This window comes from Proteus sp. G2669, from assembly GCF_009915245.1.
GTDB lineage: Bacteria > Pseudomonadota > Gammaproteobacteria > Enterobacterales > Enterobacteriaceae > Proteus.
Genome location: NZ_JAABLX010000026.1, coordinates 24,689 through 46,118 on the forward strand (window position 1 = coordinate 24,689; position 21,430 = coordinate 46,118).

The 21,430-nt window shown below is 39.1% G+C and carries 16 protein-coding genes and 1 pseudogene; 10 read left to right on the forward strand and 7 right to left on the reverse strand.

Annotated elements, in window-relative coordinates; translation table 11 throughout:
* Positions 1-17: 17 nt before the first annotated feature.
* On the reverse strand, positions 18-2,483 hold the full coding sequence (gene plsB, locus GWI68_RS07650; RefSeq protein ID WP_166539887.1) for a glycerol-3-phosphate 1-O-acyltransferase PlsB: 2,466 nt from the start codon (positions 2,481-2,483) through the stop codon (positions 18-20).
* A 130-nt stretch (positions 2,484-2,613) separates the two neighbouring features.
* Between plsB and GWI68_RS07655 the strand changes: the two genes are divergently transcribed.
* From GWI68_RS07655 to GWI68_RS07670, 4 genes and pseudogenes are all read left to right on the forward strand, one after another.
* A complete protein-coding gene (locus GWI68_RS07655; protein WP_006536373.1) occupies positions 2,614-2,985 on the forward strand; it encodes a diacylglycerol kinase in 372 nt (123 codons plus the stop codon).
* A gap of 127 nt (positions 2,986-3,112) precedes the next feature.
* Positions 3,113-3,724, forward strand: coding sequence for a transcriptional repressor LexA (gene lexA, locus GWI68_RS07660; RefSeq protein ID WP_072070935.1), 612 nt, complete (start codon positions 3,113-3,115; stop codon positions 3,722-3,724).
* 160 nt (positions 3,725-3,884) lie between these two features.
* Positions 3,885-4,139, forward strand: coding sequence for a type II toxin-antitoxin system RelB/DinJ family antitoxin (locus GWI68_RS07665; RefSeq protein WP_166539888.1), 255 nt, complete (start codon positions 3,885-3,887; stop codon positions 4,137-4,139).
* Positions 4,140-4,224: 85 nt separating this feature from the next.
* Positions 4,225-4,430, forward strand: a pseudogene (locus tag GWI68_RS07670) (type II toxin-antitoxin system mRNA interferase toxin, RelE/StbE family).
* Between the two features lie 46 nt (positions 4,431-4,476).
* Here GWI68_RS07670 and zur read toward each other — a convergent pair.
* Both zur and ssb1 read right to left on the reverse strand, forming a co-directional pair.
* Positions 4,477-5,007 carry a zinc uptake transcriptional repressor Zur gene (gene zur, locus GWI68_RS07675; RefSeq protein WP_166539889.1) on the reverse strand — a complete coding sequence of 177 codons (531 nt, stop codon included), beginning with the start codon at positions 5,005-5,007 and terminating at the stop codon, positions 4,477-4,479.
* Positions 5,008-5,349: 342 nt separating this feature from the next.
* A complete protein-coding gene (gene ssb1 / locus GWI68_RS07680) occupies positions 5,350-5,877 on the reverse strand; it encodes a single-stranded DNA-binding protein SSB1 (protein ID WP_088494417.1) in 528 nt (175 codons plus the stop codon).
* Between the two features lie 252 nt (positions 5,878-6,129).
* Here ssb1 and uvrA point away from each other — a divergent pair, with 252 nt between their 5' ends.
* From uvrA to GWI68_RS07695, 3 genes are all read left to right on the forward strand, one after another.
* Positions 6,130-8,964 carry an excinuclease ABC subunit UvrA gene (gene uvrA / locus GWI68_RS07685; RefSeq protein ID WP_109408444.1) on the forward strand — a complete coding sequence of 945 codons (2,835 nt, stop codon included), beginning with the start codon at positions 6,130-6,132 and terminating at the stop codon, positions 8,962-8,964.
* Positions 8,965-9,630: 666 nt separating this feature from the next.
* On the forward strand, positions 9,631-10,962 hold the full coding sequence (locus tag GWI68_RS07690; protein ID WP_166539890.1) for an amino acid permease: 1,332 nt from the start codon (positions 9,631-9,633) through the stop codon (positions 10,960-10,962).
* A gap of 64 nt (positions 10,963-11,026) precedes the next feature.
* Positions 11,027-12,376 (forward strand): L-serine ammonia-lyase, iron-sulfur-dependent, subunit alpha, encoded by a 1,350-nt coding sequence (locus tag GWI68_RS07695; RefSeq protein WP_166539891.1) that lies wholly within the window; start codon positions 11,027-11,029, stop codon positions 12,374-12,376.
* A gap of 104 nt (positions 12,377-12,480) precedes the next feature.
* On the opposite strand, the gene GWI68_RS07700 is transcribed toward GWI68_RS07695, so the two are convergent.
* From GWI68_RS07700 to dnaB, 3 genes are read right to left on the reverse strand one after another with little or no spacing between them, the layout of a single operon-like run.
* Positions 12,481-13,677 (reverse strand): amino acid aminotransferase, encoded by a 1,197-nt coding sequence (locus GWI68_RS07700; RefSeq protein ID WP_166539892.1) that lies wholly within the window; start codon positions 13,675-13,677, stop codon positions 12,481-12,483.
* 53 nt (positions 13,678-13,730) lie between these two features.
* Complete coding sequence (alr, locus tag GWI68_RS07705; RefSeq protein ID WP_109408441.1) at positions 13,731-14,822, reverse strand: alanine racemase; 1,092 nt, start codon at positions 14,820-14,822, stop codon at positions 13,731-13,733.
* A 40-nt stretch (positions 14,823-14,862) separates the two neighbouring features.
* Positions 14,863-16,272, reverse strand: a complete 1,410-nt coding sequence (dnaB, locus tag GWI68_RS07710) for a replicative DNA helicase (RefSeq protein WP_166539893.1) — start codon at positions 16,270-16,272, stop codon at positions 14,863-14,865.
* A gap of 210 nt (positions 16,273-16,482) precedes the next feature.
* Between dnaB and GWI68_RS07715 the strand changes: the two genes are divergently transcribed.
* Complete coding sequence (locus tag GWI68_RS07715; protein ID WP_166539894.1) at positions 16,483-17,466, forward strand: quinone oxidoreductase; 984 nt, start codon at positions 16,483-16,485, stop codon at positions 17,464-17,466.
* 67 nt (positions 17,467-17,533) lie between these two features.
* On the opposite strand, the gene dusA is transcribed toward GWI68_RS07715, so the two are convergent.
* A complete protein-coding gene (gene dusA, locus GWI68_RS07720) occupies positions 17,534-18,568 on the reverse strand; it encodes a tRNA dihydrouridine(20/20a) synthase DusA (RefSeq protein WP_166539895.1) in 1,035 nt (344 codons plus the stop codon).
* A gap of 363 nt (positions 18,569-18,931) precedes the next feature.
* Here dusA and cbrC point away from each other — a divergent pair, with 363 nt between their 5' ends.
* Together cbrC and GWI68_RS07730 are read left to right on the forward strand one after the other, a co-directional pair.
* Positions 18,932-19,522, forward strand: a complete 591-nt coding sequence (gene cbrC / locus GWI68_RS07725; RefSeq protein WP_166539896.1) for a PF03691 family colicin E2 tolerance protein CbrC — start codon at positions 18,932-18,934, stop codon at positions 19,520-19,522.
* 179 nt (positions 19,523-19,701) lie between these two features.
* Entirely contained in the window at positions 19,702-20,988 is a 1,287-nt protein-coding gene (locus GWI68_RS07730; protein WP_166539897.1) for a S8 family serine peptidase, read from the forward strand.
* Positions 20,989-21,430 lie beyond the last annotated feature (442 nt).

A 21,430-nucleotide genomic window follows, 5' to 3' on the forward strand; every position in this document is an offset into this window, starting at 1 on the left:
ATTCATCAGCTTTAGGCTCATTTTTTTTCATTCATTATCTGTGCTGAATTGTTATCTTCAGTGACACCGACACTCTCAATGGTTAAGCGAATTTCTGGTGACATTAATTTTGCAATCACTTGGTAAAGGGCTGATGCATCTGCTTTTAGGATATCTTCGTTATCGTTGAGATAGCCTTCTTCACGCAGTGTTGAAACTAAGGTAGAGAATACTGCTTTATCAAAAAACTCAGGTGCGTTGATGCCATGTAATACAGAAAGACGTTGTGCCAAGATACGGCTCTCTTTTTCCAATAATGCACGACTAATTTCAGGAGCAAAATTGAGTAAAGACAGCGTAATGCCATAACGTTGTAATGTTTCTCTGACACTAGCCGCTAAAAGCTGTAATGGACGAATACGAGCAGGATTAATGCGTAGTAAGCCATCACTATCACAACAGATTAGACGCTGACGACAAAGTTCTGCGATCAAGGTATTAATGACTTCAGGTAGCTCTTCTTTCTCATAGCGAATAAATAACTCTGCTTTAATTAGAGGGAAGATTAATTCAACCTGTTTCATTAAATCATCACGATGGATTTTTTCATGATGCAAGATGATGCTAGCAATTAACGATGGAGTAATCATTAAATGGATCGTGTTATTACGGTAATAAGTCATTAATACCGCGCTTTCACGAGGAAGTACCACAATATCACCCAAACTATCTTTTTCGACTAAGAATTTATCTGATTGCAGAGCGTGTTCTAATAACGCCTCAGCATTTTTATCAGACACAATCATGTCAGTCGAATAAGGCACATTACGTAATAATTGCAGATAACAATCGACTTGCTCTAACAGCTGTTCTCTAGTGAGTGCTCGCTGACGTGATGCTAACAGTGCCGTTGAGACCAAGTTAATTGCATTAATTGAGGCTGCATTATTGATATGAACCATAATATTGTCAGCTAATGCGCTTACAGCTGGATTTAACCAACTTGGGCGTTGTGGCTCAATGGGATCAATATCATCACGCCACTGTGGAACCGCTTGATTTAAGTACTGTGCAACAGAGATAGGTTCACCAAAGTTAACATAGCCTTGGCCAAGATTACGTAATTTACGTAAACCCCTCACCATCTGCATAAAACCTTCTTTCTCTTTTGTTGCGCCACGTAATTCTTTGGCGTAGGTTGCCACTTCCATAACGTGCTCATACCCAATATAAATAGGAACAACAGAGATAGGGCGTGTTTCACCACGTAACATTGCTTGTACTGTCATTGAAAGTGTTCCTGTTTTAGGATCTAACAATCGACCTGTACGTGAGCGTCCACCTTCAACGAAATATTCAATAGAGTAGCCTCGTGTAAATAGCTCACCTAAATATTCACGGAAAATGGTGGAGTACAGCTTGTTACCTTTAAAGGTTCTTCGGATAAAGAAAGCCCCTAAACGGCGGAAAATTGGACCTGCTGGCCAGAAATTAAGGTTAATACCCGCGGCTATATGTGGAGGAACTAAGCCTTGATGATAAAGCACATAAGAAAGCAGTAGGTAGTCCATGTGGCTACGGTGGCAAGGTACATAAACAATCTCATGTCCATCTTGTGCGAGCTTACGTACACGTTCGGCATTATAGACGTTGATACCTTGATAGAGCTTATTCCATGTCCAACTTAATACGCGGTCACTAATACGCACAGCTTCATATGAGAAATTAGCTGCGATTTCTTCCATGATATCAGTAGCATTTTTGCGCGCTTTATCCAGTGAGATTTTTTTCGCTTTTGATTCATCTTCAATTGCTTTTTCAATGGCTTTCGATGAAAGCAATTTATTGAAGAGGTCTTGACGTGCTGGTAATTTTGGGCCAACAGCGGCTAAACGCTGGCGAGAAAAATGAATACGCGCAACGCGTGCGAGTTTTCGGGCTATACTGGTGTCAGTACCGTGTTCGTTCGCCATTTCACGCATTGATACCGTGGGTGAAAAACGAACAAAGCTATCACGACCTAACCAGAGGATAGCGATAAATTTTTGGATACCATTAAGCACACGTAAATGTGGTACGCCATTATGACCTTCACGGCCAGGAGAGCGACCAAACATCACGGAAACCGGTAACATCTCGATATCAAGGTGTGGATTATTACGATGAGCATCAAGATAAGCGTGGAATGTTTTCACGGAATCTTTACGAGGATCGGGCGAGTAGTAACGGAATACTCTTGGGCCGTCATCAATAAAGACATACGCAGGGAGCTTCGTACCGCCTATCTCAATAGGTTGCAGTGGATCAGGCAATCCTAAAGATAAACATTGCTGTCTTAATGTCAGTAAGTCTGCCTTTGAATGATAAGGCAGCACATAAAGGAAAGATCGCGACGTATCCAACCCTAACTCAGTGATAGGATCAGTCGGAACTCGTTTACTTTTTACCAGTAATTTTAGTGGTAAATTCAATGTGTTATAATATAGTTTACGCCAAGCTGACATAAATAGTTGTAGCCTCTTATTAGCAATACTTCGAAAGCATAACAGAAAGTCTTTCGTAGATCTGTGGTGCTGTGACAATATTAATAGAGAAAAGTGGCAAAATAATCGTTTGTTTTCGATAGAGTTTATTATGGCTAATCAAAATAAAGGTCTTACCCGAATCATCAAAGCTGGTGGCTATTCATACAAGGGCATTCGTGCCGCTTGGATTAATGAAGCTGCTTTTAGACAAGAAGCAATTGTGACCTTGGTTGCAATTATCCTTTCATTTTTCATCGATGTCAGTGGTCTAGAGCGCATTTTACTCATTGGTTCCGTTGTATTGGTTGTGATCTTGGAACTGGTAAATAGTGCAATAGAAGCGGTTGTCGATCGAATTGGATCTGAATACCACGAATTATCAGGACGTGCAAAAGATATGGGTTCTGCTGCCGTTCTCATTGCTATTATATTGGGATTATTTACTTGGGTAACCATTCTTTGGGGACATTTCTTCGCATAAAGTTAAAAAATTCGATTTTTGTCGAAAAATAATCTAAAGATGCGTGTTTTATATTCATTTAAGGTTTCAAATCGTCATATACCTGTATATACTCACAGTCTGACTGTATAAACAAACAGGGGGCGGAATGAAAGCATTAACTGCAAGGCAGCAGCAGGTTTACGATTTGGTTCGTGATCACATTTCGCAAACGGGTATGCCACCAACACGGGCTGAAATAGCTTCCCAACTTGGGTTTCGCTCACCAAATGCGGCAGAAGAGCACTTAAAAGCTCTTGCTCGTAAAGGCGTGATAGAAATTATCTCTGGTGCATCTAGAGGTATCCGTTTGCTGATGGAAGAAGAGCCAGAAGGACTGCCATTAATTGGGCGAGTTGCTGCTGGTGAACCACTTTTAGCACAAGAGCATATTGAAAGCCATTATCAAGTTGACCCAATGCTATTTAAACCAAGTGCAGATTTTTTATTGCGCGTTAATGGTATGTCGATGAAAGATATCGGTATTATGGATGGCGACTTACTTGCTGTGCATAAAACACAAGATGTTCATAACGGGCAAGTGATTGTGGCACGTATTGAAGATGAAGTGACAGTAAAACGCTTTAAGAAAAGTGGTAATAAAATTGAACTTCATGCAGAAAACCCAGAGTTTTCACCTATCATCGTCGATTTACGCGAACAAAGCTTTACTGTGGAAGGTTTAGCAGTAGGGGTTATTCGTAACGGCGAATGGCTGTAATTTGTACCAAAGTAAGTCAATACAACTTATTTTAAAAAGATGCAGATGATGTGTAAAAACACAAAATCATCTGCATTTTTTATTTCTAATTTGTATAAAAAAACACCACCGCACTACAAATGTAATAACAATATGATGTGTTTTAATTGCGGAGGTGCTTATGACAACGATACAAGTTAGAGTAGACGATGAGCTCAAAAAAGAAGCTTATCAAGTATTTGAAAAAATGAACCTGTCTCCTTCAGATGCCATAAGATTATTTCTACGTTATGTTTCTGAAAATGAAAAATTACCTTTCTCAGAAGTTTCTGTCGTTGTTGGGGAGCTGGATGAAGATGGGGATATTTTAGCTGTTGTACGTGAACGTTTGAAAAAACCAAGTAAACGTATAAAAGTTAATATTGATGATCTTTAATATTGAGTTTGATAAGCGTGCCTTGAAAGAATGGCAGAAACTCGATCAAAGCATTAAATAGCAGTTTAAAAAGAAATTAAAAAAATTGCAGGAAAACCCTTATATCCTTATATAGAGTCAGCTCGCTTAAAAGGTGATCTCACGGGTTGCTATAAGATTAAATTACGAGCATCTGGTTTTCGATTGGTTTACCAAGTTATTGATTCTGAAGTTGTGATTTTAGTTATTGCTGTTGGTAAGCGAGAAGAGAGTAAAGCTTATTCATTAGCTAAAGTGAGAATTCAAAAGTAGAACACGTATTAGCCAGCATTTAGCTGGCTTTTTGTATTTTATAAGCTCAGCGTGGCTTATAGTCACCAGTTTTTTTCTGCTTAAGATTATCATCCATACTGTGGTCATGATGACAACCTTCAGGGTGTGTACACTCTTGAGCTTCGTAGCACAGTGAACACAATCCATGAATTTCGATGACGCTATGTCGTAAATGAAATCCACTCTCTTTTGCTAGTAATGAAATCGCATCTTCGATTTTATGACTATTTTTTTCTGTGACAGATAAGCAACGGTCACAAATTAGCATGACTGACGTATGTTCAACATCATCAAAATGATGACAAAGTACATAACTGTTGGTGGATTCTATTTTATGGATAAATCCTTGCTCAAGTAAAAATTCTAACCCGCGATAGACTGTTGGTGGTTTGGCTTGTGGCTCAACTTGGCGTAATAAATCCAATAAATCATATGCGCTGATAGCAGAAGGTTGCTGCATTATCAGACGTAATACTGCCAGACGTTGTGAAGTCAGGCGAACACCTCGTTTCTGGCAGATCTTTTCTGCCTGAGCGAGCAATTTCTCTTCATTCATGGGGATAAGATGCTCTCAGACGTTGTTAATAACACAGATCCTATCATATTTTTCAAGAGTAAACCTTTGTGTAAAGTGGGGTTTTATGAAAATAACTGTGGTATTACGCTCTTTTTTTAAAGAGAACTGTTGTTAGATAAAAGAACATGTTTTCTTTCAATAATATAAAGAAAGTGTCTTTGAAGAGAGATAAGCACATAACAATTTACTGCGTAAAGCGAATTTATTCTATGTAAACAAGTTGGCTTACATGGGGATATAGCTTTTTGATCATTAGCAACAAAAAACCCAGCCTAAGCTGGGTTAATTTTTTAGATGGTTTTAAATAATTTGTTCTGAACCTTAGAATGGAATGTCGTCATCAAAATCCATTGGTGGTTCATTGTTTGGTGCAGGTGCTGCTGCGGGTTGTTGTGCTGGGCGAGATTGCGCACCACCGCTAAATTGTTGTGATGCTTGTGGCTGTTGTGGTTGGCCCCAACCGCCTTGACCACCTTGTGAAGGTGCGCCATCTTGACCACCACGGCCACCTAACATCTGCATTGAGCCACCGATGTTAACGACAACTTCAGTGCTATATCTGTCTTGACCACTTTGGTCTTGCCATTTACGTGTTTGTAATTGACCTTCGATATACACTTGTGAACCTTTACGCAGATATTCGCCTGCAATTTCAGCTAATTTGCCGAAAATTACCACACGGTGCCACTCGGTTTTTTCTTTCATTTCACCGGTTTGTTTATCGCGCCAGCTTTCTGATGTTGCCAGTGTTAGGTTGGCAACTGCACCGCCACTTGGCATATAACGGATTTCTGGATCCTGCCCTAAATTACCGATAAGAATAACTTTGTTTACGCCTCTGCTCGCCATGTGAGGTACTCCTGCGAAAGTAAATTTTTTGAAATCATAAGCGAATAAGTTTATCACGTACGCTAAAATTTGAATATGACGTGTGATGAATTTCTCAATTGTGAACATTGTCGATATTTTTTTGTCTCAAAATGACAGGTTTACATCATCATTCAATTTCACTATATATACTGTATATCCATTCAGTTAACTTTGTGTCATAATTATCCGATTATTTCTTTTTCGGCGACTCTCTCAATCCGGGATATATTCATGGATAAAATCGAAGTACGGGGCGCTCGCACCCATAATCTAAAAAATATCAATTTGGTCATTCCTCGCGATAAACTTATTGTTATTACGGGACTTTCAGGCTCAGGTAAATCCTCTTTAGCCTTTGATACGCTTTATGCAGAAGGACAACGACGTTATGTTGAATCACTTTCTGCTTATGCTCGTCAGTTTCTTTCGTTAATGGAAAAACCTGATGTTGATCACATTGAAGGTTTATCTCCCGCTATTTCGATTGAACAAAAATCTACATCACATAACCCACGTTCAACGGTGGGAACAATTACCGAAATACACGATTACCTACGTCTCTTATTTGCGCGCGTTGGTGAACCTCGTTGCCCTGATCATGATATTCCATTAGCCGCACAAACGGTCAGTCAAATGGTTGATAATGTGCTTGAACAGCCTGAAGGTAAGCGTTTAATGCTGTTAGCACCAGTGGTGAAAGAGCGTAAAGGTGAGCACATTAAGCTACTGAATAATCTTGCAGCTCAAGGTTATATTCGCGCGCGTATTGACGGTGAAGTGTGCGATCTTTCTGATCCACCAACATTAGAATTACAGAAAAAACATACCATTGAAGTGGTAATTGACCGTTTTAAAGTACGTGACGATCTCGCTCAACGTCTAGCGGAATCTTTTGAAACCGCGTTAGAACTTTCAGGTGGTACTGCCGTTATCTCTGACATGGATGATAACAATGCAGAAGACATTATTTTTTCTGCGAATTTCGCGTGTCCTGTTTGTGGCTACAGCATGAGCGAGTTAGAACCTCGTTTATTCTCTTTTAACAACCCTGCAGGAGCTTGTCCAACCTGTGATGGTTTAGGTGTGCAGCAATTTTTCGATCCCGATTTAGTGATCCAAAATCGAGAGATCTCTCTTGCTGGTGGTGCGATTAAAGGATGGGATCGTCGTAATTTCTACTATTTCCAGATGCTACGTTCACTGAGTGAACATTATCATTTTGATGTTGAAGCACCGTTTGATTCCTTGCCAGATAATATCCAAAAAATAGTTTTGACTGGCTCAGGTAAAGAAAATATTGAATTTAAATACACTAACGACCGAGGCGATGTTGTTGTTCGTCATCATCCTTTTGAAGGTGTACTAAATAATATGGAACGCCGTTACCGCGAGACAGAATCAAGCGCGGTGCGTGAAGAACTTTCTAAGTACATTAGTAACCGTCCTTGTGCATCATGTGGTGGTACGCGTTTACGTCGTGAAGCTCGCCATGTGTATGTTGAAAATACAACATTGCCTGAAATTGCAGATTACAGCATTGGTCATGCCATGACCTTTTTCCAAAACTTAAAGCTCAGTGGGCAGAGAGCGAAGATTGCAGAAAAAGTGTTAAAAGAAATTGGCGATCGACTGAAGTTTTTGGTCAATGTTGGCTTAAATTACCTCACACTTTCTCGTTCAGCTGAAACATTATCTGGTGGTGAAGCACAGCGTATTCGCTTGGCGAGCCAAATTGGTGCTGGGTTAGTGGGCGTTATGTATGTATTAGATGAGCCTTCTATTGGATTACATCAACGAGATAACGATCGCCTACTTGAAACATTGATCCACTTACGTAATTTAGGTAATACCGTGATCGTTGTTGAGCATGATGAAGATGCTATCCGTGCAGCAGATCATGTTATCGATATTGGCCCTGGTGCAGGTGTTCATGGTGGTGAGATTGTTGCTCAGGGGACACTTGAAGATATCATTAATAATCCGAACTCATTAACAGGTAAGTTTTTAAGTGGTGAGCGCCGTATCGCTATTCCAGAGCAGCGTGTTCCGGTTGATCGAGAAAAAATGCTGACCATTCTTGGTGCAAAAGGTAATAACTTAAAAAATGTAAATCTGAAATTACCAGTAGGTTTATTTACCTGTATTACGGGGGTATCAGGTTCAGGCAAATCAACGCTTATCAATGATACGTTATTCCCTATTGCGCAACGCCAATTAAATGGTGCCACAACTATTGTGCCTGCACCTTATTTAGATGTTGAAGGTTTAGAGTATTTCGATAAAGTTATTGATATTAACCAAAGTCCAATTGGCCGAACTCCTCGTTCAAATCCCGCAACCTATACTGGTGTTTTTACACCTATTCGTGAGTTATTTGCGGGGGTTCCTGAATCTCGTACTCGTGGTTATACGCCAGGTCGTTTCAGTTTCAACGTAAAAGGTGGGCGCTGCGAAGCTTGCCAAGGTGATGGTGTATTAAAAGTTGAAATGCACTTTTTACCGGATGTTTATGTTCCTTGTGATCAATGTAAAGGTCAGCGCTATAACCGTGAAACTCTTGAAATTAAATACAAAGGGAAAAATATTCACGAAGCCTTGGATATGACTATCGAAGAGGCAAGAGAGTTTTTTGATGCTGTTCCTGCGCTGGCTCGTAAGTTACAAACATTGATTGATGTTGGGTTGTCTTATATTCGTTTGGGGCAATCAGCGACCACATTATCAGGTGGTGAGGCACAACGGGTTAAGTTAGCGAAAGAGTTGTCAAAACGTGGCACAGGGCAGACACTCTATATTTTAGATGAACCCACAACAGGACTTCACTTTGCTGATATTGAGTTACTGCTTGAAGTTCTTCATCAGTTACGTGATCAAGGTAATACGATTGTGGTGATTGAACACAATCTTGATGTGATCAAGACTGCAGACTGGATTGTCGATCTTGGCCCTGAAGGCGGAAGTGGTGGTGGTCAAATTTTAGTGTCAGGCACACCAGAGCAAGTTGCGGAATTTGAAGGCTCACATACCGCAAGATTCTTAAAGCCAATCCTAGAGCGTGGTTATTAGTACTAGGCTGTTTATTCCCTTATAATCTAAGCGCTACAGATAATAAACTCTTTATTGTTTGTAGCGCTTTTCTTCTAGAAAAGTAAATCTATCATAAATGATAGAATTTAATTCTATTGAAAAAAGTATTCTCTTTTCACCATTCACTTCCTTATATATTTTTATATTATTAATTCTCATTTTTATAAAAAAATAGATTAAATAGTTATTCATGCTGTTTTGTAACGTAATTTTAACCAAATACGATACAACAAAGCTAAATAGAAAAGATTATCATAGTATATCGTGATAGACAGCACAGTTTATTTGGTGATTTGTTTCAATTGTTATACTTGACTATTATTGTATAACAATAAGTGTTTTGGTTTATTAATCAAATGGTTGTGTGTTTCTTGGGGTTACAATAGAGGGAAGGTTATTATTTACTATGCTCTTTGAACAGATAATCCTACTTTTCTCCTTAAGAGAGAATTATTTTCCAAATCATTTCAGGCTATCACGATTTATAACAACTTTTTTCTCCGTAATATTCCCTATCATTTACCCATAATAAATAACGCCTGCAAAGAATAAGGTTATTTTGATATCGCAACGTTAGATAGAGCTTTTTTACCCCCAAAATTCGTTTTGCTATTAACAATTACAATATAAAAAGTGAGTACTAATATGGAAACGGCTTCCTCAAAAACAGAGACCACAAGCTATCCCGCAACTAGTGCTGGCGCTCGCCGCGCAGGTATGACTGAACAAGAATGGCGTGCGGCTATTAAATTCGACGGCAATGATGTGGGCTGGGTTATCATGAGTATCGGTATGGCAATCGGTGCAGGTATTGTATTTTTACCTGTGCAGGTAGGCCTGATGGGATTATGGGTTTTCCTATTATCTTCGATCATTGGTTATCCAGCTATGTACCTTTTCCAACGCTTATTTATTAATACGTTGGCTGAATCTCCAGAGTGTAAAGACTATCCAAGCGTTATTACCGGCTATCTCGGTAAAAACTGGGGTATTTTATTAGGTGCACTCTACTTTGTGATGTTAGTTATTTGGATGTTTGTTTATTCAACAGCAATCACTAATGACAGTGCTTCTTACTTACAAACATTTGGTGTTACTGAAGGTTTGCTATCAGAAAATCCATTTTATGGTTTGATCCTGATTTGTGCCTTAGTCGCTATCTCTTCTCGTGGTGAACAATTACTGTTTAAAGTATCAAGCTTTATGGTACTGACTAAACTGTTTGTTGTTGCAGCATTAGGGATCTCCATGATTGGTATGTGGCATCTTTATAATGTGGGCGCATTACCACCAGCAGGACGTTTAATTAAAGAAGCTATTATCACTTTACCTTTTACACTGACTTCAATTCTGTTTATCCAAACATTAAGCCCAATGGTTATCTCTTACCGTGGTCGTAATAAAAACCGTGAAGTTGCTCGTCATAAAGCGTTACGTGCAATGAACATCGCTTTCGGTGTGTTGTTCTGTACTGTTTTCTTCTATGCAATCTCATTCACATTAGCAATGGGCCATGATGAAGCCGTTAAAGCCTACGAACAAAATATCTCAGCATTAGCGATTGCGGCGAAATTCTTCCCTGGCGGTTGGGTAACAGTTGTTAGCGTTATGCTCAATATTTTTGCCGTAATGACTGCATTCTTTGGTGTTTATTTAGGTTTCCGTGAAGCGACACAAGGGATTGTGATGAATATTCTGCAACGTTATATCCCTACTGAAAAGATTAACCAAAAATGGGTACAAAACGGCATCATGATTTTCGCCGTACTACTAGCATGGGCAGCCATCATCCTTAATGCGCCAGTATTGAGCTTCACTTCAATTTGTAGCCCAATCTTCGGTATGGTGGGTTGTCTTATCCCTGCATACTTAGTGTACAAAGTACCTATGTTACACAAATACAAAGGTGCGTCACTATACCTGATTATCTTTACCGGTTTACTGCTCGTTATCTCTCCGTTCTTGGCATTCTCATAGTCGCCAACTTCGGTTCTAGTTAGACGTTGTTGTAAAAAACTAAATTAATCCAAGGTGTTAGATTATGAGCAAGAACAAGAATTCTCATTTATGGTCACAGTTCGTTCGCCAGTTACGTGAAGGTGTTAAACCTGCAGTGGGTTGTACAGAGCCAATTTCATTAGCACTGGCAGCGGCAAAAGCAACCGCACTTTTAGGCGAGCCAGCTGTTCGTGTTGAGGCTTGGGTTTCACCAAACTTAATGAAAAATGGAATGGGCGTAACCGTACCTGGAACGGGAATGGCTGGGCTTCCTATTGCAGCCGCACTGGGTGCTACGGGTGGCGATCCTGATGCAGGACTGGAAGTCTTGCTAAAGGCTTCCACGGAAGCAGTTGCTCAAGCTAAAACACTGGTTGCTGAAGGTAAAGTCACTGTTGGTGTGAAAGCACCATGTGAAGATGTTCTTTATTCTGAAGCAAAAGTGTATGGTCAATCTGGTTATGCCATTGTCAGTATTGCAAGAGAGCATACACATGTTGTTCGTTGTGAATGTAATGGTGACGTTGTTTTTGAGGAAGATAAAACAGCGTTTGCCAATAATTGTGAATGTACTGATGAAAAACCTTTTACTGATGTTTGTGCCGAAGATATCTATAACTTCGCACTTAATGTGCCTGTGAATGAAATTGAGTTTATGCTCAATGCTGCCCATTTAAACGGTGCATTATCAGAAGAAGGGCTAAAAAACACCTATGGATTAGCAATTGGCCGTACATTAATTCTGCAACAAGAAAAAGGTTTGTTAGGTAAAGATTTACTTAATGAAATCATGATCAGAGCATCAGCTGCTTCTGATGCTCGCATGGGGGGTGCGGTATTACCTGCAATGAGTAACTCAGGCTCAGGTAATCAAGGGATCGCGGCAACATTACCAGTTATGGTTGTTGCTGAATTTATCCATGCTGATGATGAAACTTTATTGCGTGCGTTAGTTTTATCACACTTAATGGCGATTTATGTCCATAGCCATTTTCCACCGCTTTCTGCTCTTTGTGCTGCAACCACAGCTTCAATGGGGGCAGCGGCAGGAATGGCATGGTTACTGACTAAAGATTTCACCACAGTGAGTATGTCTATCAACAGTATGATTGGTGATATCAGTGGCATTATCTGTGATGGCGCATCAAATAGCTGTGCAATGAAAGTATCGAGTAGTGCAGCGAGTGCTTATAAAGCCGTATTAATGGCGATGCAAAATCAAAGTGTTGCGGGTACTGATGGTATTGTCAGCGATGATGTTGATAGCTCAATTGCAAACCTTTGTGCATTAGCCAGTCGCGCAATGCAATATACGGATATTCAAATTATTGAGATTATGGAAGAAAAAGCACGCCGTAATGCTGGGGAAAAGAAACAGGCTGTCAATATATAAAAGGTCAAAACCTAAAATGACAGTGAAAGTTATGATGTAGTAAAAAGAAATACCTGCTTATGAGAATAGGCAGGTATTTTTTATCACAAAAGAGTGTGAGTAATTTAAATACTTACAGCTGCAAAAGCTTGGGCGATGCGCTGAACATTACCTGTATTGACACCAGCCATACAAACACGACCTGTACCAACAAGATAAATACCAAACTCTTCTCTTAATCTATCAACTTGTGCTTGTGTAAAACCGGTATAACTAAACATGCCACGTTGTGTTAATAAGTGATCAAAGTTCTTTTCGGGTAATGCTACTCTCAAGGCATTCACTAAAGTGACTCTCATCTCTTTAATACGATCACGCATATGTGCCACTTCTTTTTGCCATTGTGCTGTTAGCACTTGGTCTGAGAGCACTTTATTAACAATTTGTGCGCCGTAATTTGCTGGGCTTGAATAGATGCGACGTACACCTGCTTTTAGTTGGCCTAACACATGTTCGCATTCAGTGGCATTATTACAAACAATGGATAAACCGCCCGCACGTTCACCGTAGATCCCAAAGATTTTTGAAAACGAATTACTGATAAGTATCGGTAATCCTGCTTTCGCCATAGTACGAATAGCATAAGCATCATCATCTAAGTTTTCAGCAAATCCTTGATAAGCAATATCTAAAAATGGAATTGCTTGGCGAGATTTTAATACTTCGGTAACTTGATCCCATTGATCTTTAGTCAGATCGGAGCCTGTTGGGTTATGGCAACAAGGATGCATCAATACAATGCTTTTTTCAGGCAGTTTTTTAAAGCAATCTAATAGTGCTTCAAATTTTACGCCTTTGGTTTCAGGATCAAAGTAAGGGTAGTCATTCACTTTGAAACCTGAACCAGCAAAAATAGAACGATGATTATCCCAAGTTGGATCACTTATCCACACTTCTGATCCTGGGAAATAGCGATGCAGAAAATCAGCACCCACTTTTAATGCACCTGATCCACCTAATGTTTGGATTGTGGCAATTTTTTTTTCTGCAATTAGAGGATTATCTGCACCGAAAAGGAGATCTTGAATTTCGCTACGATAAGGCGCTAGCCCTTCCATTGGTAAATAAAGTGTTGCTGTGGGTGTCATGGCATTGAGTTGCTGGCGTGCAACTGACACTGTTCCTAAAATAGGGGTTTTGCCTTCTTCATCATAATAAAGACCGATGCTTAAATTAATTTTATCCTGACGCGGGTCTTTGTTATAAACATCCATCAATGAGAGAATGGGATCTCCCGGAAACGCTTCAACCTGTTGAAACACGGCTTCTTCTCCAATCACTTTTAGTGTGTCATAGGGATACAATATCGTGTGTATTATTGTTCGTCTAGGTATTCCATGATGACGCGCGAGGTTAATTTTGTAATCAACTCATAGGCGCTAATACCACTATATTTGGCAATTTCTTCTACGGGCAGCACATCTCCCCATAAAATAGCTTCATCACCAACACTATCAATCAATTCAGTCCCCAAATCGACGCTGATCATATCCATCGAAACACGACCCACAATAGGCACTTTTCGACCATTAATCCACACAGGAGTACCTGACGGCGCACTGCGAGGATAGCCATCACCATAACCAATGGCGATAACGCCAAGATAAGTGTCTTTTTCACTTACCCATGTGCCACCATAACCAACTGGTTCACCCGCTTTATGTTTACGAACGGCGATCAGACTTGTTTTCAGTGTCATTGCCGGGGTTAAACCAAAGTCTTTGCCCGTTCTTTCATCACCAGTCGGAGAGATGCCATAAGTGATAATGCCAGGGCGAACCCATTGATAATGAACTTGAGGCCAAAATAAAATACCAGCAGAAGCTGCGATAGACTTATCACCGGCTTTATCTTGAATGAAATCTTGAAATAGTGAGATTTGTTTTTGTGTTGCTTCAGGAACATCAGGTTCATCAGCGCGACTAAAATGGCTCACAATATTGACAGGTTGTTGTACATTCTTGCAGGCAGAAAGTCGTAAATAAAAAGCTTGTGCATCTTCAGGGCGTATACCTAAACGGTGCATACCAGTATCGATTTTCATCCATACTTTTACGGGTTCATCTAAATTGGCTTGTTCTAAAGCTTCCAATTGCTCTTGGCTGTGAACAACGGTTTCAATATGGTTGACGACCAAAATAGGTAAATCAGCAATATCAAAAAAACCTTCTAATAAGAGGATGGGTTTTACAACTCCCCCACTTCGTAAGGTTAATGCCTCACCAATACGTGCAACACCAAAACAATCAGCATTATCCATTAAGGTATACGCTGTTTCTAATAACCCATGACCATAAGCGTTTGCTTTCACGACAGCTATCAGGTGGCTATGTGGGGCATAGTCTCTCACATGCTGAAAATTGTGACGCAGAGCGCGGCGATCTATCACTGCGGTTGCCGCTTTCATATTATTTCAATACTTCCTCTAATTAAATCAAGGTTAGTGATTATTCATCGTCGTAAGCAGGGCCAGCATAGCTATCAAAGCGCGACCATTGACCGTTAAAGGTAAGTCTGACTGTACCAATTGGACCATTACGTTGTTTACCGATGATAATTTCTGCAACACCTTTTAAATCACTACTTTCGTGATAAACCTCGTCACGATAAATAAACATGATAAGGTCAGCATCCTGCTCGATAGAGCCCGATTCACGTAAGTCGGAGTTAACAGGGCGCTTATCAGCACGTTGTTCCAAACTACGGTTTAACTGTGATAGTGCAACCACGGGAACTTGCAGTTCTTTAGCTAATGCTTTTAATGAACGCGAAATTTCAGCAATTTCTAATGTTCTGTTTTCAGATAATGAAGGTACTCTCATTAGCTGTAGGTAGTCAATCATGATAAGGCTTAAACCGCCATGTTCACGATAAATTCGACGAGCGCGAGAGCGCACTTCCGTTGGTGTTAAACCCGATGAGTCATCAATATACATATTACGTTTTTCAAGCAAGATACCCATGGTGCTTGAAATACGCGCCCAATCCTCATCATCAAGCTGGCCTGTACGAATTTTTGTCTGATCGACACGAGATAATGATGCCAACATACGCATCATAATTTGGTTACCAGGCATCTCTAAACTAAAGATAAGTACGGGTTTTTCTTCTGTCATTGCCGCATTTTCACATAAGTTCATGGCAAATGTGGTTTTACCCATCGAAGGACGTGCCGCGACAATAATTAAATCTGATTTTTGTAATCCTGCGGTTTTTTTATCAAGATCTTGATAACCACTTGAAACCCCGGTGACACCATCGTGAGGTTTCTGATAGAGCTGTTCTATTTTTTCAACAGTTTCTTCTAAAATTGCCTCTATTGCTTTCGGGCCTTCATCTTTGTTGGCACGAGTTTCAGCAATTTGGAACACTCTTGATTCAGCAAAATCGAGAAGATCTTCACTGGTGCGTCCTTGAGGATCAAAACCGGCATCCGCGATCTCGTTGGCAACTTTTATCATATCGCGAACAACCGCACGTTCTCGGACAATATCGGCATAAGCGTTGATGTTCGCCGCACTTGGCGTATTTTTAGAAAGTTCTGCTAAATAAGCAAAACCGCCAACACTGTCTAACTCGGCATTTTGCTCTAATGCTTCTGATAGTGTAATTAGGTCAATAGGTTTACCTAATTCCAGCAAGCGTTGCATTTGCGAGAAAATAGTACGATGAGGTCGGCTATAAAAATCTTCTGAGGTAACACGCTCAGAAACATTATCCCAACGTTCATTATCTATCATCAGACCGCCTAACACGGACTGTTCTGCTTCCAGCGAATGGGGAGGTAGCTTTAATCCCTCCATTTGTCGGTCTTTGATATCAGACATCAGTTTGTCAGTGGTCTTATTTCTGGCCATAAATCCTGCATAAAATCGAAAAAGTGTCAGTCAGTGTATGAGAGCGAGTTGATCTTCCCTGTTTATTTTTACAGCAAAAAAAGATCAATTCGTTCTAGTATACGCTAACCCAATTATCTGTGCCTTGTAGAAATAGCTATCCTTTGTCATTATCTCTAAAGGTCTTTTGCGCTCGTTTATTTAACCTCTCATCCTACAAAGGAGATAGTAATGGCTAAACGTATTCAATTTGCAACTCATGGCGATGCAGATGTTCTTGAGTTAGCAACATTTACACCTGCTCCTCTTGGTGATCACGAAGTTCAGGTTGCCAATAAGGCAATTGGTATTAACTATATTGATACTTATGTGCGTAGTGGGTTATATCCTGTAAGCCAATTTCCAAGCGGATTAGGCACTGAAGCTGCGGGCATTATTATCAAAACAGGCGCTAAAGTGACTTCACTAAAAGAAGGGGACCGAGTTGTGTACGCTCAATCTCCTCTAGGGGCTTATAGCGATACGCATAATGTACCAGAAAATAAAGTGGCGCGTCTGCCTGATAATATCTCATTTGAACAAGCCGCAGCTTCTTTTCTAAAAGGATTAACGGTTTATTATCTTTTCAATGAGACCTATAAATTACAAGCGGGTGAAACCTTTTTATTCCACGCAGCAGCTGGTGGCGTTGGTTTAATTGCAAGTCAATGGGCTAAAGCCATTGGTGCAAAAATGATAGGTACAGCAGGCAGTGATGCAAAGGTTGCTAGAGCAAAAGCCGCTGGTGCATGGGAAGTGATTAACTACCAAACAGAATCAATAGTTGAACGTGTATTAGCGTTGACTAATAATCGAAAAGTGCCAGTTGTTTATGATTCTGTTGGTAAAGCGACTTGGTTAGACTCGTTAGACTGTTTGCAACATCGAGGTTTAATGGTGAGTTTTGGTAACGCATCAGGTGCAGTAACGGGTGTTGATTTAGGTATTCTGAATAAAAAAGGTTCTTTATATGTGACGCGCCCATCCATTTCGGGTTATATCACAACACGCGAAGAGCTAGATGCTGCAAGTGACGCGCTATTTGCATTAATTGGTAGCGGTAAAATTGATGTCAGTGTGCCAGATAATCAGAAATTTGCATTAGCGGATGCAAAAGAAGCACATTGTTATCTTGAAAGCCGACAATCTCAAGGTTCAAGCCTACTTATTCCTTAATTATTGTTTGTAAGATTTAAAACCTGTTTAAAATAATTTAGACAGGTTTTAAATATTTATTTTTTAATTATTTTTCAGTCACAAATTTAAGGGCATTTTCTAATACAGATAAATCAGCACCTTGCTTATGAGCATTTTCACTTAAATGACGACGCCATTGTCTAGCGCCTGGAATTCCTTGGAAAATCCCCAACATATGACGAGTCACATGTCCTAAATAAGTACCTTGTGAGAGTTCTTTTTCAATATAAGGATACATTGCTTTTACGGCAGCAACTGCATCAGCAATAGGCAATTGATTATCAAAAAGTTCATGATCAACATGCGCTAAGATTGACGGGTTTTGATAAGCCTCACGGCCAACCATAACACCATCCATATATTTTAAGTGTTCCTTAGCTTCTTCTAACGATTTAATTCCGCCATTAATCGCCATGGTGAGATGCGAGAAATCACGTTTTAATTGATAAACACGGGGATAATCTAAAGGAGGAACTTCACGGTTTTCCTTTGGACTTAAACCTGATAGCCATGCTTTACGAGCATGAATTATAAAAGTATCGCAATTATTATCGCGACTAACAGTATCAATAAAGTCACATAAAAATTCGTAGCTATCTTGGTCATCGATCCCAATGCGCGTTTTTACTGTGACAGGGATATCAACCACATCACGCATCGCTTTCACACAATCTGCGACGAGTTGTGCATCTCCCATTAAACAAGCACCGAATCGCCCATTTTGTACGCGATCTGAAGGACAACCTACATTTAAATTAATTTCATCATAGCCACGCTCTTGTGCCAATTTTGCACATTGCGCTAAAGCTTGAGGATCGCTTCCGCCCAATTGTAATGAAACGGGATGTTCTTCTTCACTGTATTTTAGATAGTCGCCTTTACCATGAATAATGGCACCTGTTGTGACCATTTCAGTATAAAGCAACGTATTTTTACTTAATTGACGAAAGAAATAACGACAATGACGATCAGTCCAGTCGAGCATTGGCGCAACAGAGAAACGGTTTAGTGGGTAATTGCCTTGAATTCCCTGTGTTTGCTTGTTTTCTAGTGTTTTATCAGTTGGTGTGTTTTCGTGCATTATAACCCATTTTAGTGTAATTTCTTGTTATCAGGACACCAGTGAGAACACCAAATTTTGGTGTCTTGCTGAGAGTGAGAGAGGATTTCTATTTAGTTAATCTTCTTTGAGTTAGCTTAATTATATAAAGAAAGAAATAATTGTCTCTATCTTATTTAACTGTTGTTGGTTGCCTTACTGAATAAAATCATCAACCCTTTTAGGTAACGCTTTCATTTAGTGAGAGTTATATTTTTCACCAGACTCGTGAGAACCCAAAATATCATCATGATCAAGCATGGATCGTAGAGAAGCAATGCGATAAATTTCTTTATTCTTATGATTTCGAAAATGAATAGCAAAAAAATAAAATAGGAAAATATAATGCCAACAGAAAAAAAAGCATTACCTTATTTCAAATATCATCCTGAACCGATAAAAACAGGTGCTTTTATTACAGATGATACCGTTATATGTGATTGTTGTGGAAAGGAAACGGATATCTATTATGGTAGCCCTTTCTACTCAGAAGGAGATATTGATGCACTATGCCCGTGGTGTATTGCTGATGGTTCTGCAAGTGAAAAGTTTGATGGTGAATTTCAAGATATTGCAAGCATTGAAGGCGGAGAAATTCTCTATGACGAAGAAGGGGAGTATTGTGGTTCTACTTTACCTCCTATAGATAAAAACAAACTCGATGAATTAACAAAACGAACGCCTGGTTATCATGGCTGGCAACAAGAATATTGGTTAGTACATTGCGATGAACCTTGTGCCTTTATTGATTATGTAGAATGGGACGATATCAAAGATAAATTAGAACAATTTGCTTCTTTAGAACAAGATATTCAAGACATTGGTTTTGAACTTTCTGATTTATCAGAGCGTTTATGGGATGATGGTGGATGCCAAGGTTATTTATTTAAATGTTGTTGTTGTGAAAAGTTACGTCTACATATTGATTTTAGTTAATAAACATCATTCAAATAATATTAAGTCTATTTAAGTCTATTTAAGTCTATTTTTATTAGAGGATAGGCTTGATATTTTTTTATAAAACACTCTATTTATATTATCTCTATTAAAAATGGAAATAGTCACTGCTCAATATTTTACGCTATAAAGCAAAAATAAAAAGAGGAGCATTGAATATGAACATTAAAAGAAAAATCCTTATAAAATTTAAAAATCCTGATTATGATAATAAAAATCTGTCATGTCCTACTTTCCATGAAAAGCATCGTTCTTTATTATCTGATATATCCTTGGTTCCTGTTATTTCTTCTATCCATCAATTACCTCCTAAAAATAATATTAATTCTATTTCAATAAGCTTTAATGACTTAAACAAATACTATTACATTAAATTACCGGATAATAATCAATATTCATTAGAGAATGTCATCAAAATATTAAAACAGCATCCTGATATTGAATATGTGCAATCTGTACCGATACAACCCATTGAACCTCCTAATATTACACCTGATTTTACTCAGTATCAGCAATATTTAGATGATCCAGAAAGAACAGCCAATATTAATAAGATTATAGGATTGGGGATTTTAGGTGCATGGAAACAAGAAGCATATGGCCAAGGTATACAAGTTGCCGATATTGAATGGGATTTCAATCTATCTCATCATGATTTATCAACTGATAATATTACACCATTACTCCCTTTTAATGAAAAAACGAGTCAGGCAGATCACGGTACTGCGGTTGCAGGATTAATAATGGGAAAAAAAGATGGTAAAGGGATCACTGGGCTAGCGTATAAACTCGATATGTTTTATGCCATCTCTGAATTAACTTGTGGACGTATTGATGCGATCATCGCGAGTAAACGCATACTACATGCTGGTGATATTGTTTTATATGAAATGCAGACAATCTGCGAGCATCAAGCTTATGTCCCCGCTGATTATGAAATGCATATTTGGGAAGCGACACGCGCACTAACAGATGCCGGTATTATTGTGATTATGGCTGCTGGTAATGGTGGTGTTGATCTTGATTTACCTGCTTATGAAAGTTACCGCCAACGTCATGACAACAATTCCATACGTGTTGGCGCTGGTTCACCTTATACATTAAATCGCTTACCTTTTTCAACGCATGGTTCACCCATTCATGTACAAGCATGGGGTGAAGATGTTGCAACAGCAGGTTATGGTGATCTCTTTCGAAGTGATGATAATCATACTTATACCGCCAGTTTTAGTGGAACTTCGTCTGCCAGTGCATTGGTGGCGGGGGCTGCTGCCATGATCCAATCCTGGTATAAAGGCAATACAAATAGAGTGTTAACACCAGTACAAATGCGTGATTTATTAATTAGAACAGGTACTTTCCCATTATTAAAGGACAAGATTGGTCCATTACCCAATGTAAATAATGCAATTTTATACTTAAAAAAATTAATAAAATATCATTGAAAAAACAGTTATCGACAAAACACCTTCTACTGTTTGGGAGGTGTTTTCTAATAAATATCATAATGATTAATAAAAACTTTTATTAGAACTACGTGGGTTTTAGAGCCGTTATCATGCTTTAGTTGTCGAAAAAAAGCATTGAACCAGTCAATATCCTTTTCTGTTTTTATAGAAAAATAGGCCAATTAGCTGACTTATAATAGAAAAATTATTTAATCATAAATTTAGTCGATTTATAATATTTATATAGATAAGTAGCATTCTGATTTTATTAATTTTTTACTAGAAAACAAAAAAGCCTGATTTATGAGGAAAAACTTAAATATGAATAGTTTTTCACTGTTTATGCGCCTTTTTGCTTTCAATTTCGCGCCACTGCGTTTATCATTTTCCGCTTGTACTATACATACGGCGTTGCTGGTTTTGGGCTTCTGTGGAGCAT

Bases quoted from the DNA above. Each gene is read 5' to 3' on its own strand.
- plsB (WP_166539887.1), bottom strand. From the start codon at position 2,483: ATGTCAGCTTGGCGTAAACTATATTATAACACATTGAATTTACCACTA.
- GWI68_RS07655 (WP_006536373.1), top strand. From the start codon at position 2,614: ATGGCTAATCAAAATAAAGGTCTTACCCGAATCATCAAAGCTGGTGGC.
- lexA (WP_072070935.1), top strand. From the start codon at position 3,113: ATGAAAGCATTAACTGCAAGGCAGCAGCAGGTTTACGATTTGGTTCGT.
- GWI68_RS07665 (WP_166539888.1), top strand. From the start codon at position 3,885: ATGACAACGATACAAGTTAGAGTAGACGATGAGCTCAAAAAAGAAGCT.
- zur (WP_166539889.1), bottom strand. From the start codon at position 5,007: ATGAATGAAGAGAAATTGCTCGCTCAGGCAGAAAAGATCTGCCAGAAA.
- ssb1 (WP_088494417.1), bottom strand. From the start codon at position 5,877: ATGGCGAGCAGAGGCGTAAACAAAGTTATTCTTATCGGTAATTTAGGG.
- uvrA (WP_109408444.1), top strand. From the start codon at position 6,130: ATGGATAAAATCGAAGTACGGGGCGCTCGCACCCATAATCTAAAAAAT.
- GWI68_RS07690 (WP_166539890.1), top strand. From the start codon at position 9,631: ATGGAAACGGCTTCCTCAAAAACAGAGACCACAAGCTATCCCGCAACT.
- GWI68_RS07695 (WP_166539891.1), top strand. From the start codon at position 11,027: ATGAGCAAGAACAAGAATTCTCATTTATGGTCACAGTTCGTTCGCCAG.
- alr (WP_109408441.1), bottom strand. From the start codon at position 14,822: ATGAAAGCGGCAACCGCAGTGATAGATCGCCGCGCTCTGCGTCACAAT.
- dnaB (WP_166539893.1), bottom strand. From the start codon at position 16,272: ATGGCCAGAAATAAGACCACTGACAAACTGATGTCTGATATCAAAGAC.
- GWI68_RS07715 (WP_166539894.1), top strand. From the start codon at position 16,483: ATGGCTAAACGTATTCAATTTGCAACTCATGGCGATGCAGATGTTCTT.
- dusA (WP_166539895.1), bottom strand. From the start codon at position 18,568: ATGCACGAAAACACACCAACTGATAAAACACTAGAAAACAAGCAAACA.
- cbrC (WP_166539896.1), top strand. From the start codon at position 18,932: ATGCCAACAGAAAAAAAAGCATTACCTTATTTCAAATATCATCCTGAA.
- GWI68_RS07730 (WP_166539897.1), top strand. From the start codon at position 19,702: ATGAACATTAAAAGAAAAATCCTTATAAAATTTAAAAATCCTGATTAT.